We start from the raw sequence: 12,481 nt of genomic DNA, 5'->3' as shown, positions 1-12,481 counted from the left end.
GCGACGGATCAGAGGTAGAGGCCGGTTCCCCGCTCGGGGGATTCGTTGGCGACGGCGTGCACGTCGCGTTCGCGCAGGATGACGTAACGTTCGCCGTTCAGTTCGACCTCGCCCTGGTCCTCGGGGTCGAACAGCACGCGATCGCCGGTCTTGACGTGACGGGCGCCCGTTCCGGCGCCGCAGACCTCACCCCAGGCGAGCCTCGTCGCCAGCTTCACCGTGTCCGGAATGACCAGACCGGCGCTGCTGCGCCGCTCGCTCTTGTCCGGGACCGCTCTCACCAACAGGCGGTCATGGAGCATCTGGATTTCAAGCTTTGATTCGGGCACCATTCCAGGGTATTCGGCCCCGCCCACGGGTCCTCCCCGCCCAGGGCGGAGGCCGATGGCGCGACCCACTCGCGAACTCCGGTAGAGTGTTCCCAACGCCGAGCGGGGGAACCGCCCGGCACACCAGGGGCTATGGCGCAGTTGGTAGCGCGCCTCCATGGCATGGAGGAGGTCTGGGGTTCGAATCCCCATAGCTCCACTCGACTCCGAGACGATCCTGCTCGCGCGTGACCGCGCTCGCCGGGTCGTCTCGTCGCTTCTTCTGGGGGACGACCCCCAGACCCCCGATGCGGGGCTTCCCCCGGGGGTCGTCGTTGGCTTGCGTAAGGTCCGCTCTGGACCGCTTGGGAACCCTCGGCCGACGCCGGGGCCGGGAAGCGCGCCGAACGGGTTTCACGCAGCACCCCCTCCACCGTCGGAGAGGGCGTCGCCGCCGGCCGTCGCCAGGCTTCGGACCGCCGGGCGCTCGGTCGCACGGGCGGTGAGGCGTTCCCAGTTGCGGTGGGCGATGTCGGCCTTCTGCCCGTCGGTGAAGGGCGCCCCCTCCAGGAAGGAGCGTGCGGCGCCGTCGCTGGTGTCGACGTAGGGGAAGCCGCCAGGACGGAAGCCGTAGGTGAAGGGGTAGTCGGTGGAGTACAGCATCCGGTCGGTGCCCATGACCTCGGCGGTCCAGCGCAGGTAGCGGGGGCTGTTGGTGCCGCTGCCGGCGACCCAGAAGTTCTGTGTGAAGTAGTCGGCGAGCGGCCGCTGAAGGCCACCGGCCTCGGCGAAGAATCCGATGTGGTCGAGGTAGAACGTGACGACCTCGCCCCAATGTCCGGCGATCACCTGTAGATCGGGGAACCGGTCGAAGACGCCCGAGAAGATCATCCGCAGGTACTGCACGCCCAGGTCGTAATACCAGCCGATCGCCGCCCCGGCCAGCGGCGTGCCGATCTGGCCGATGTTGGAGTAGTAGGCGTCGATCACCGGCTGGACCGGCATTTGCGGGTGGAAGTGCAGTGGCACACCCAGCCGCTCGGCGGTGGCGTAGAGCTCGTCGTTGCTCGGGTGGTCGGCCAGTCTGTCTCCGGTGCGGCCGTACAGCATCGCGCCGGGGAAACCCAGTTCGCCCACCGCGCGTTCCAGCTCGGCCGCGGCCGCGGCCGGTGACTGGGTGGGGATCGCGGCGAACGCCTGGAAGCGGTCGGGGCGCGAGGCGACGATCTCCGCGAGCTGGTCGTTGGCCTCACGGGCCACGGCGATCGCGTCGGTCTCCGGCAGGTCCTGCACACCCGGCGACGACAGGGACAGCACGGCGACGTCGATGCCCTGGTCGTCCATGTGGGCCAGCCGCCGCTCACCGACCTCGCGCAGGTTCTCGGCGATCGGGCCGTCCCCGAAGCCGCGGGCGGGGATCTGCGGTGATCCCGCCCGCAGGTACGCCTCATAGACGGCGGGTACGACGACGGTCTCTTCCACTCCGATGATCCGCAGGCGGTCGGGCATGGCGGTGCTCCTCACACGCGTGTTTCCAATGGAATGACCTAAATGTTATCGATGATAATTACACTGTCAACACTATTGTGTTAACATCGATAAAAAAGCGATGCTTGGATGGCGTTATCGTTGATACATGCCTGTTGACCCGAGCCCCGGCGGCCAAGCACGTCGCCCCCGACCGGCAGGGTCCGATCAAGGAACCGCGCGTCGAGGAGGACCTCGCGGCCCGGATCATCCACGCCGCCGCGCGCCGCGCCGCCCGGCCGGAACGTCCTCAGCCGCGCCGAACGGCGACTGCTGACGGAATGGCTGGGCCGACTGTCGTCCGCATGGCCGCTTCGCGGACGGGCGGGGCGCCGGTCGGCGCGGGTGCCGGGCGCGCGGCGGTCGGCGACGACTCCGTTTCGGGCCGGATCATCGGGCTCGTTGTGCCTGGCGCCCCGGCTTCGGGGCCGGCTCGGAGGGGAACCTACGCCGGGGGAGCGGTCGAGGCGCGGATCACGAGGTTCGGTGAGAGGACCTCGTGCCGGTCCTCACTCCGCCCCGACAGGCGCTCCACCACCATCTCCACCGCCAGGCCCCCCATCACCAGGCGAGGCTGGTCCACACTGGTCAGGCGGGGGCGTACGGTCTCGGCGAGGGCGGTGTTGTCGTACCCCACGACCGACAGCTCCTCCGGGACGGCGATCCCCTCCGCGTGGGCCTGGTCCAGGACCGCGAGCGCGGCCAGGTCGTTGACGGTGAAGACCCCCGTCGGCCGGGCGGCCAGCAGGGCCCGGGCGGCGCGCTCCCGCCCGCGCGGGTCGTCGCCGGTCTCCCACACGGCCACGTGCCTCTCCGCCCCGAGGGAGACCATGGCCTCCCGATACCCCTCACGACGGGCGCGCGAGGCCGGGCGCCGTGATCCCGACAGGTGGGCGATCCGCTCATGCCCGAGCCCGGCCAGGTGCCGGACCGCCGCCTCCGCGCCCGCGCGGTCGTCGTTGGCGATGGTGTCCACACCCCGGGTGAAACGGTCGGGGCGTCCCACCATCACGACCGGGGCGCGGCGCGCCGCGTCGGCCAGCGCGTCCGGCTCGACCCAGGAACTCACCACGACCACGCCGTCCACGTTCAGCTGCAACAGCGCGTCGAGCTGGTGTGTCAGCCGTGCCCGGTCGCGTCGTCCGTGCGCCAGGAGGACGGTGAGGCCCCTGGTCTCCGCCGCTTCCTCCACCCCCGCCACGACCTCGGTGTGGTAGGGGTTCGCCAGGTCGGTGAGGAGCACCCCGAGGATCATCGTGCGCCCCTGTACCAGGCCCCGGGCAAGGGCGTTGGAGCGGTATCCGAGCCGTTCCGCGGCCGCCAGGATGCGGGCGCTGGTCGCGGCGCTCACCCCGTCGTCCCCGCGCAGCGCCAGGGACACCAGCGACTTGGACACCCCCGCGGCGGCGGCGACGTCCACGATCGTGGGACGTCCGCCGCGCCGGGTCCGCCCGCCTCCGCCTGTGGTCGTCACCCCACCATTGTGTCGTGTTCGGGACGGGACGGCCCATTCGAATCTGGAACGTTCCAGATTCGTTTCCCCCGGGGTCATCCACAGGATCCGCGGTGTCGGTGGCGCGTGCCTAGGGTCGCTGGTGAACGCGGCCCCGACCCGACAGGAGACGTTCGTGGACAACCCTCCCCCGCCCCTGCTCCTCCGCCCGGAGGCGCTCCTCCTCGACTTCGGCGGAGTGGTCTTCCAGACCCGCAAGCGCCCCGACGGCCGTGCCGCCGTCGCCCGCCACCTGCACGGTGTCCTGGCCCGCGCCGGACACGACGTGGCGGTCGAGCTGCTGCGTGGATCACTCGACGCCGGGCTCGCCGCGCTCAAGGACTGGAAGAACGCCGCCGGACGGCGCCGCACCCCGGAGGAACTCGACCACCGTACGATCTGGGTCGACTTCCTCGCCTCCGACCTGGACGCGCGGGCACGGGAGGTCCTGGCGGGCGACGCCGCCGGGCTCCTGGCCGCCATGTCCCCCCTGCTGTCCGAACACGAGGTGCGGCCGGGCGTCCGCGACCTCCTCGCCGCCGCCCGCGACCTCGGGGTGCGCGTCGGCATGGTCTCCAACGCCCACTCCGGCCGCTCCCACCGGGCCCTCGTCCGCGAGGCGGGCCTGGAGGAGTACTTCGGCGTGCAGGTCTACTCCGACGAGGTCGGTGTCCGCAAACCCCACCCCGAGATGATCCGCCTCGCCGCCAGGGCGCTCGGCACGGCCCCCGAGCGCTGCTGGTATGTCGGCGACACCCAGGACCGGGACGTGGTCGCCGGGCGGCGCGCGGGTGTGGGCGCGGTGGTCCTCACCCGCCACCACCACACCGACACCCCGCCCTACCCCGTACGTGACCGGGCCGACGCCGTCCTGGACACCCCGGAGGGCCTGGTGTCCCCCCTCCGCAACAGCCACCCCGTGTCCGCTGCCCCCTCCCCGGCGCCCGACCACCGGTCTCCCGCCGGGGGGCGTCCCCCCGGGGCCCTCCTGCTGGACCAGGGCGGGGTCGTCGTCCTGTCCACACCGACCCCGGACGCCTGGAACTCCTTCGCCGGGAGCGTCGCCGAACGGCTCGGCCGAGTCGGGTACGCGACCACCCCCGACGCCGTCGCCGCCCTCGTCCGCGAGGGCCGTGACCGCTATCGGGCCTGGAAGGCCGGTCACCCGGACGCGGGGCCGATCCCCGAGATCACCCCGCGGGAGTTCTGGCACGACATGGTCGGGCGGGACCTGCCCGAGCGCGCCCGTGCCCTGCTCCTGGCCGAGTCGGCCCAGCTCACCCTGGAGTACGCCCGGTCCAAGAGCCGGGCGGTGCCGCGCCACGGGGTCCGTGAGGTCCTGGAGTTCTGCGCCGACCGCGCGATCCCGGTCGCGATCGTCTCCAACACCGTGTGCGGTCGGGCGGCGCGCGAGGAGCTCGACCGCTTCGGTCTCGACCACCTCGTCGGCGCCCACGTCTACTCCGACGAACTCGGCCGTCGCAAACCCGACCCCGCGACCGTCCGCGCCGCCGTCACCGCCCTCGGTGTGGACCCCGCCGACTGCTGGTTCGTCGGGGACAAGCCCTGGCGCGACGTCGCGGCGGCCCACGCGGCCGGGGTCGGCACGGCCGTGGTCGTGCGCGGCGGGTCGGCCGACGACGACGAGATCGACGCCGCGCTCACCGGACCGCCGGAGCGACGGCCCCAACACGTCATCGACCAGATGCACGACCTCCTCGGCCTGTGGGCCGACACACCACTCCCCCTCACCCCCTCCAGCACCTGAAAGGCGCGTCATGGCCGACTCCTCCCGAACCGCCGCGATCCCCGACCTCCGGGGCCGCCCCGGTCCGCCGGAACTCAACTCCGGTCAGAAGCTCATGGTCTTCGTTCTCTCGATGACGCTGTTCGGACTGGCGAACATCGTCACGGAGGTCCTCCCCGAGATCCAGGTCGGCCCCGTCGAACTCGGGGTGTCCTACCTGACCTTCGTTCCCGTGCTCATGGTCGCCCTCTTCCACCCGCTGTACGCGGCCCTGGGAGCGCCCCTCGGCGAGATCGTCTTCGCCGACCTCCTCATGGGTGACTTCTCCGGGATCGGGGAACTGGAGGGCTACCTCCAGATGTTCCTGGCCCTCTACGTCGCCGGTTGCCTGGTCCGCGACCCGGGCCGCAGGTGGCAGCTCGCCCTGGCCAGCGTGGTCACGGTCGTCGTGGACAAGATGCTGTCCGCCACCGTGGACGTCGCCAAGGTGTGGGTGGGGGTCGAGGAGGCCGACTCCGTGCCCGGGCTGCCCGAGTCGGTCCTCGTCCTGGAGGGAGTCGACTTCGCGGTCGCCCTCGTCATCAGCGGCGTCCTGTTCGGTGTCCTGCCGGCCATGGCGCTGGGGCCCCGGCTGCACGGGAGGATCGAGCCGCTGCTCGGCCTGGCGCCGCGCGACGCCCGGCACCGGATCCCGCTCGCCGAACGCGGGACGGGTGCGTTCCTCCTGCTCGCCGTCTTCCTGTCCTTCGTGGCGATGATCGCGGCGTTCACCAATGAGATCGTGGACAACTTCGGCGTGTGGGAACCCGATTTCGTCGAGCTCTACGGAGCCCGCTTCCTGTGGGTCGGCGCGTCCGCGGCGCTCATCGTGCTCGTCGGGCTGGTCGTCTCGGTCCGGTTCGTCCTGCGGTCGCGCGGACGGCGCGCCGCCCAGGACCGCCAGGTGGGGGAGCGGCGGCCATGACCTCCACCGAAGCCGCCACGGGGCCGGGGCCCGCCGACGCGCCCGCGGTCGAGGTGTCGGACCTGGCCTTCCGCTACCCCGGCGCCGACCACGACACCCTGCGCGGAGTGGACCTGAGGATCGAGCGCGGCGACTTCGTCGCGGTGGTCGGCGGTAACGGGTCCGGCAAGACCACCCTCTGCAAGACGTTCAACGGACTGGTCCCGCACTACTGGTCGGGAACCTTCGAGGGTCGGGTCAGGGTCCTGGGCCGGGACACCCGTGAGGTGTCCGTCGGCGCGCTGTCCCACCTCGTCGGATACGTCTACCAGGACTTCGGCAACCAACTGGTGCGGCCCACCGTACGCGACGAGGTCGCCTTCGGCCCCGTCAACTTCGGCCTGCCCGACCATCGTGAACGCACCGACGAGGCCATGGAGCTGCTCGGCGTCGCCCACCTCGCGGACCGGTTCACCTGGCAACTGTCCGGAGGCCAGCAGCACCTGGTCGCGCTGGCCAGCGTGATGGCGCTGCGCCCGGGCGTGGTCGTGGTGGACGAGCCGGTCGCCGAACTCGACCCGGCCCGGGCGGCGCGGATCTACGAGGTGCTCGAGGACCTCAACCGCCGCCTGGGCACCACGGTCGTCGTCATCGAGCACCACGCGGAGTACGTGGCCCGGTACGCCCGTTCCGTGGTGCTCATGGCCGACGGCGCGCCGGTCTGGCACCTGCCGACCCGTGCGGCGATGGACCGGGCCGAGGAACTGGAACGCCACGGGATTCCCGCGCCCCAGGTGGTACGGGTGGCGCGCGGACTCGATCCGGCCGCCCCACCCCCGCTGACCGTGACCGAGGCCGCCGACCGGCTGCGAAGCCGACACCCGCACGCCCTTCCGCCGGACCGCCGCGCCGTGCGGGTGGCGGGGTCGGAGCCCACGGGGGAGACGGTCGCGGAACTGGCCGGAGTACGGCACGGCTACCGCGGCGTCGGCGGAGACCTGTCCGTCGTCCTGGACGGCCTCGACCTCACCCTGCGCGACGGGGAGCGCGTCGCCCTCGTGGGTGGCAACGGGGCGGGCAAGTCCACGCTGCTGCGCCTGCTCACCGGGTTGAAGGTGCCCAGGGAGGGGACCGTGCGAGTCGGCGGAACCGACACCCGGACGGTACGGCCGAACGCTCTCGCCGACCGGGTCTGCCACCTCTACCAGCGCCCCGAGCAGATGTTCCTCAAGGACAGCGTGTACGAGGACGTGGCCATGTTCCCGAGGGGGCGCGGCCGAACCGACACCGACACCCTGGTCGCCGAGGTCCTCGACCGAGTCGGGCTGTCCGGTCTCGCCGGGCGCGACGGCCGTCTGCTCTCCGGCGGCCAGCAGCGCAGGGCGACGCTGGCCGTCGGGCTGGCGACGAGCCCCGCCCTGCTCCTGCTGGACGAGCCCACGTCCAGCCTGGACACCGCCAGCCGTGACGCGGTCATCGCCATGTTGGACGCGCTCTCCGGCACCATTCGGTGCACGGTGGTGGCCACCCACGACATGCATCTGGTCGCCGAGTGGGCTGGTCGTGTCCTCGTGCTCGACGGGGGACGGGTCGCGGCCGACACCGATCCGGCCGGGCTGTTCGCGGACACCGCGCTCATGGAGTCCGTGGGGCTGGTGGCGCCCGAGGTCACGCGGTTGGGGCTGGCCCTGGGCGTGGCGCCGCCGCCGTTGTCGGTGCCGGAACTCGTGAGCAGGCTGGGTGGGATCCCGGCGGAGGAGGTGGGGGAGCGTGCGTAGGGAACGCGACCGGCTCTCGGTGGAGTGGGTCAAACTCGAACTGCTCCGGACCGCCTACGCCACCCGTGGCGGGCTGCTGGCCGGGAGAGACCCCCGGGTCGTGATCGGCTGGTACCTGATCCTCGCCGTGGTTCCGTGGTTCACCCACAACGTCACCGTGCTCGCCGGGCTGTTCGCCGTGTGCGCCGCGGCCGTCGTGCTCAGCAGGGTCGGTCCGCTGATCCTGGGACTGTTCGTCATCGGTTTCGTCCTGGAGGGCCTGTACGTCCTGTTCGCCGCGTGGCTGTTCGGCGGTGACGCGAGTACCGTCCTGGCGATGGCCGAGTTCACCCTGAAGCTGGCGACCGTGAGCCTGGCCAGCATGGCTGCGTTCGTCTCGCTCGACCCGGAGAAGCTCTCCGACGCCCTGCTGAGCCTGCACGCGCCCGCCATGGTCAGCTTCGGAGTCAGCTACGGATACCGGATGCTGCCCGTCCTCATGGAGGAGTTCCACACCGTGGTCGACGGGCACCGGCTGCGCGCCGCGCCCCTGGCCTCGAAGGGGTTCCTCGGCTGGCGGGTGGCCGTCCGTACGGCCACGACGCTCGTGGCCGCGTTCTACCCGCTCATGCTCAACACGGCCAAGCGGACGCGAACCACGGTGGAGGCCCTGGAGACCCGGGGGTTCACCTACGCGGCCGAGCACCCCGACGGCAGACGGATCCGCCTCGCAGCGCTGAGGGCGGACCGCTGGGACGCGTTGTTCCTGGGGGCCACGCTGGCCCTCGTGGCCGTCTGCTTCACCGTCGGCCGGGCCTTCCCCCTCCTCGGCGGAGCCGTCTGAACACGAACGTCCACACCGCGGGCGCCCCGGGAACCCGGGACGGGGCGCCCGCCGTCGGTCGGTCATTCCACCCCGCGTCGTCCGGTAGACTCTTCTTCGTTGCTTCGCACGGGGCTATGGCGCAGTTGGTAGCGCGCCTCCATGGCATGGAGGAGGTCTGGGGTTCGAATCCCCATAGCTCCACGGACTCAGGACGACCCTGCTCGGAGGCCTTCGGCCGCCTCGCCGGGTCGTCCTTCGTGTTGACCGGGGGGAGACCCCCCGAACCCCCCGAGGTAACCCCCTGTGGCCCAGGTCGCGCTGATCGGTGGGGTGGATGGGCCATACCCTGACAACGCGGGGTTGTGCCCCGTGGGTCGTAGTTAGGTTGTCTAAGGTCCACGAGTTGCGGGCTGCTGCTCGCCGGTCTTCGACCGGCTCGCCGCGGCCCGCATCTGTTTTTCGGGGGACGACCCCCCGGACCCCCGGTGTGCCGGGTTCCCGATCCGAAAACCTCGTGTGCGAGGGAACCGGCTCGTCGCCATTCGCGTCCAAACAGACAAATCCCCAAAACCGACGCACACGGGGGTGCAATGCGCAGTCTGTGGACCCGGATCTCCCTTCCCGCCTTCCTCCGCCGCGCCGAACCGTCGTCGGCCTCCTGTCGGAACTGTGAGTCCGCGCCCGCCGTCCACGTCCCCGCGCCGGCTCCCGCCGTTCGGCGGACCGTCACGGAGCCGTTCACCACGGCCGAGTGGGACCAGGTGGTCCGGGTCGCCGCGGTCGACAAGGTCGAGCAGGTGCTGAGCGACAGCTACGACCTCCTCTCCGAGCACACTCTCCGCGAGCCCGCCGACTCCCCGGATCTGTGGCGGGTCCGCCGTATCCGCACGGCCCTGACCGTGCTCTCCCAGGACCTCGGTCCGCGTTCGCGTCCCGCGCGACGGGAGGAGCGCGCCTGGATCGAATCCGAGCTGCTGCCGACCGTGCTGCGGGCCGAGACCGAGATCGGCCGCCTGTTCGCCGGGCTGCGCTGAGGCCGGTTCCGGGACGCCTTCGCCACCCCCCTGCCCCGGGGACGCCCCAGGCCATGGACGCGCCGGAGGAGGCCGTCGCCCCCTGGCGCGAGCCGGAGCCGCCGACCGGGGCCCTGTGGACAACGCCCCGGCTGTCGCCCGCGACGGGTACTGTCGATCCGTGGCAGATCTCCCCGACGTTCCCACCCTGCTCGACGCCGCCGTGAACGCCCTCGGCGGCAGCCGTCGTGAGGGTCAGACGACCATGGCCGACGCCGTCGCCGAGGCGGTCGACCGGCGCGAACACCTGGTGGTCCAGGCCGGCACCGGTACCGGCAAGTCCCTGGCCTACCTCGTGCCCGCCGTCAGACACGCGATGGCCAAGGAGACCACCGTCGTGATCTCGACGGCCACCATCGCGCTCCAGAACCAGCTCATCGACCGTGATCTGCCGCGCCTGGCCGCCGCGCTCGCCCCGCTGCTGCCGCGCGAGCCCACCTTCGCCGTGTTGAAGGGGCGGCGCAACTACCTGTGCCGCAACCGCCTCCAGACGGCTGACGAGGAAGCTGAGGACGCCGAGCTCTTCGACCCCCGGCAGCTCTCCTCGCTGGGGCGCCAGGTCGCACGGCTGCACGAGTGGGCCGACGAGACCGTCACCGGCGACCGCGACGAACTCGTGCCCGGGGTCAGTGACCTCGCCTGGCGCCAGGTCTCCGTGGGCGGCAACGAGTGCGTGGGCGCGCGGGTCTGCGCCTTCGGCCAGGAATGCTTCGCCGAGTTCGCCCGGGAGGCCACCCAGGGCGTGGACGTCGTGGTCACCAACCACGCGATGCTCGCCATCGACATGACCCAGGGCCACCACATCCTGCCCGAGCACGACACCATCATGATCGACGAGGCGCACGAACTGGTCGACCGCGCCACCTCCGTGGCGACGGAGAACCTCACCGAGCGCGCGGTGAGCACCGCCGCCAAGCGCGCCGGACGCCTCGTCGAACCCGGGATCAGCGAGCGTCTCGCCGAGTGCGCCGACGGACTCGGCCTGATGCTCGCCGACGCCCCCGACGGCCGACTCGACCAGATCGACGACGGACTTGCCGGTGCCGTCGCCGCCGTGCGCGACGCCGCGGCCGCCTGCGTCAACGCCGTCGGTCCGTCCTCCGGGGAGTTCGACCCCGACACCGCCTCCGACCGGCGCCTGGCCCTGGCCGCGCTGGGGGAGGTCCACGACGCCGCCGTCAGCGTCCTGGAGTCCTACGCGCCTCCCCTGCGCGACCGCACCGAGGTCGTCTGGCTGACCAGGGGCCCGTCCCGTCCGCCCTCCCTCCACGTCGCGCCGCTCGGTGTGGGCGGGCTGCTGAGGGAGAAGCTCTTCGGAGACCGCACGGTCGTGCTCACCTCAGCCACGCTCACCCTCGGCGGTTCCTTCACCTCCCTGGCCCGCCAGTGGGGGTTGGGCCGCGAGGTGACCGAGGAGGCCGCCGAACGCGCCGCCGCCGGGAAGACCGACCCCGGCCCCGACCAGGTGCCCGACCCCGACGACGACGGCCCGCACCGCGCGGCGGGGGAGCCCCGCTGGCGCGGTCTCGACGTCGGCTCCCCCTTCGACCACGGGCGCAGCGGCATCCTCTACGTGGCCACCCACCTTCCCCCGCCCGGCCGGGACGGCCTGGCCGACGCCTACCTGGACGAGATCACCGAGCTCATCGAAGCCGCCGACGGCCGGGCACTCGGGCTCTTCTCCTCCATGCGCGCCGCCCAACAGGCCGCCGAGGCGCTGCGTGAACGGCTGGACCATCCGATCCTGTGCCAGGGCGACGACTCCACAGGTCAGCTCGTCCGCCGGTTCGCCGAGGAGGAGCGGTCCTGCCTGTTCGGGACCCTGTCACTGTGGCAGGGAGTGGACGTACCGGGCTCCTCGCTGCAACTGGTGATCGTCGACCGGATCCCGTTCCCCCGCCCCGACGACCCCCTGGCCTCGGCCCGCCAGCGCGCGGTCGCGGCCCACGGCGGCAACGGCTTCCTGTCGGTGGCCGCCACCCACGCGGCCCTGCTGCTCGCCCAGGGCACGGGGCGGCTGCTGCGCTCCACCGACGACCGCGGGGTCATCGCTGTGCTCGACCCGCGGCTGGCCACCGCGCGCTACGGGGGGTTCCTGCGCGCGTCGCTGCCGCCTTACTGGGGGACCACGGACCCGACGGTCGCCCGGGCGGCGCTGCGCCGCCTGTCGGAACGGACCGAACCGGCGGCGGCGTCGGGCTGACCCGGTGGGAGGGCTCACCCGCCACACGCGGTGGCGGGTGAGCGGAGCCTTGTGCCTGTCTCGCGGTCAGCGGCGGTCCCGGAATCCGAAGAGGCGGATGGCGTATCCGGGGGAGTCGTCCTCGGGTTCCTGGATGTACCACCGGTCGTCGTGTTCGCCGACCAGCAGTTCGTTCCACATCATGTCGATGAGTTTGAGCCGGGACACCACCGAGGCCTCCGGGTCCAGCACGATCGAGTAGGCCTGGTCGGTCAGCCGTTGCGTGACCATTCCGACGGACTGTCCGTCCCAGATCGCGGGGACGGGGGCGTGGCCGACCTCCACCCCGCACAGCCGTAGCTGTTCGACCTCCTCCTCCAACGCCTCGGCGGCCAGGGCGCCGTCCAGGCGCAGCGCGTCCTCCAGCTCATCGCGGTCCTCGTCAACGCGCAGGTAGGCGTGGTACGTGCGGTAACCGCACGTGCGGCACTTGCGCCAGACGACGCAGCGGGCCACGCCGTAGGCCGACTGGGCCTCGCCCACGCTCTGGTAGTCGCTCACTTCGCGGATCATGCCGCACTCGCAACACAAGGCAGTGAGATCCTGCTTCATCAGAGTCCCCCCTC

10 protein-coding genes and 2 tRNA genes are annotated in these 12,481 nt (G+C 71.9%); 8 read left to right on the top strand and 4 right to left on the bottom strand.

What is annotated here, in order from left to right:
* Positions 1–8: 8 nt before the first annotated feature.
* The gene (locus KIK06_RS14285; protein WP_017597826.1) at positions 9–302 is read right to left on the bottom strand and encodes a GroES family chaperonin; all 294 of its coding nucleotides are present in this window, start codon (positions 300–302) and stop codon (positions 9–11) included.
* A 153-nt stretch (positions 303–455) separates the two neighbouring features.
* On the opposite strand from KIK06_RS14285, the gene KIK06_RS14280 reads away from it, so the two are divergent.
* Positions 456–528 (top strand) — tRNA-Ala (locus tag KIK06_RS14280).
* A 194-nt stretch (positions 529–722) separates the two neighbouring features.
* Here the strand turns inward: KIK06_RS14280 and KIK06_RS14275 are convergent.
* Together KIK06_RS14275 and KIK06_RS14270 are read right to left on the bottom strand one after the other, a co-directional pair.
* Positions 723–1,817 carry an amidohydrolase family protein gene (locus KIK06_RS14275; RefSeq protein WP_268643503.1) on the bottom strand — a complete coding sequence of 365 codons (1,095 nt, stop codon included), beginning with the start codon at positions 1,815–1,817 and terminating at the stop codon, positions 723–725.
* Positions 1,818–2,280: 463 nt separating this feature from the next.
* Entirely contained in the window at positions 2,281–3,309 is a 1,029-nt protein-coding gene (locus tag KIK06_RS14270; RefSeq protein ID WP_040688565.1) for a LacI family DNA-binding transcriptional regulator, read from the bottom strand.
* A gap of 154 nt (positions 3,310–3,463) precedes the next feature.
* Here KIK06_RS14270 and KIK06_RS14265 point away from each other — a divergent pair, with 154 nt between their 5' ends.
* The 7 genes from KIK06_RS14265 (at position 3,464) to KIK06_RS14235 (ending at position 11,876) form a co-directional block, all read left to right on the top strand.
* Complete coding sequence (locus tag KIK06_RS14265) at positions 3,464–5,095, top strand: HAD-IA family hydrolase (RefSeq protein ID WP_268643502.1); 1,632 nt, start codon at positions 3,464–3,466, stop codon at positions 5,093–5,095.
* 10 nt (positions 5,096–5,105) lie between these two features.
* Entirely contained in the window at positions 5,106–6,038 is a 933-nt protein-coding gene (locus KIK06_RS14260) for a hypothetical protein (RefSeq protein ID WP_017597830.1), read from the top strand.
* Positions 6,035–7,795 carry an ABC transporter ATP-binding protein gene (locus tag KIK06_RS14255; RefSeq protein ID WP_268643501.1) on the top strand — a complete coding sequence of 587 codons (1,761 nt, stop codon included), beginning with the start codon at positions 6,035–6,037 and terminating at the stop codon, positions 7,793–7,795. Before KIK06_RS14260 ends, KIK06_RS14255 begins: the two co-directional genes overlap by 4 nt.
* A complete protein-coding gene (locus tag KIK06_RS14250) occupies positions 7,788–8,618 on the top strand; it encodes an energy-coupling factor transporter transmembrane component T family protein (protein ID WP_268643500.1) in 831 nt (276 codons plus the stop codon). The genes KIK06_RS14255 and KIK06_RS14250 overlap by 8 nt, the downstream gene beginning before the upstream one ends.
* Before the next feature lie 110 nt (positions 8,619–8,728).
* Positions 8,729–8,801, top strand: a tRNA-Ala gene (locus KIK06_RS14245).
* A 389-nt stretch (positions 8,802–9,190) separates the two neighbouring features.
* Positions 9,191–9,634: a hypothetical protein gene (locus KIK06_RS14240; protein WP_268643499.1), complete on the top strand. Its 444-nt coding sequence runs from the start codon at positions 9,191–9,193 to the stop codon at positions 9,632–9,634.
* 160 nt (positions 9,635–9,794) lie between these two features.
* Positions 9,795–11,876, top strand: a complete 2,082-nt coding sequence (locus tag KIK06_RS14235; RefSeq protein ID WP_268643497.1) for an ATP-dependent DNA helicase — start codon at positions 9,795–9,797, stop codon at positions 11,874–11,876.
* A gap of 66 nt (positions 11,877–11,942) precedes the next feature.
* On the opposite strand, the gene KIK06_RS14230 is transcribed toward KIK06_RS14235, so the two are convergent.
* Positions 11,943–12,467 (bottom strand): DUF6315 family protein, encoded by a 525-nt coding sequence (locus tag KIK06_RS14230; RefSeq protein ID WP_026127460.1) that lies wholly within the window; start codon positions 12,465–12,467, stop codon positions 11,943–11,945.
* Positions 12,468–12,481 lie beyond the last annotated feature (14 nt).

The organism is Nocardiopsis sp. EMB25 (genome assembly GCF_026797795.1).
GTDB classification, from domain to species: Bacteria; Actinomycetota; Actinomycetes; order Streptosporangiales; family Streptosporangiaceae; genus Nocardiopsis; species Nocardiopsis lucentensis.
This window is presented reverse-complemented; position numbering and strand designations above follow the sequence as displayed.

Coding starts and splice junctions, on each gene's coding strand:
- KIK06_RS14260 (WP_017597830.1), top strand. CDS start 5,106: ATGGCCGACTCCTCCCGAACCGCCGCGATCCCCGACCTCCGGGGCCGC.
- KIK06_RS14230 (WP_026127460.1), bottom strand. CDS start 12,467: ATGAAGCAGGATCTCACTGCCTTGTGTTGCGAGTGCGGCATGATCCGC.
- KIK06_RS14255 (WP_268643501.1), top strand. CDS start 6,035: ATGACCTCCACCGAAGCCGCCACGGGGCCGGGGCCCGCCGACGCGCCC.
- KIK06_RS14240 (WP_268643499.1), top strand. CDS start 9,191: ATGCGCAGTCTGTGGACCCGGATCTCCCTTCCCGCCTTCCTCCGCCGC.
- KIK06_RS14285 (WP_017597826.1), bottom strand. CDS start 302: ATGCTCCATGACCGCCTGTTGGTGAGAGCGGTCCCGGACAAGAGCGAG.
- KIK06_RS14275 (WP_268643503.1), bottom strand. CDS start 1,817: ATGCCCGACCGCCTGCGGATCATCGGAGTGGAAGAGACCGTCGTCGTA.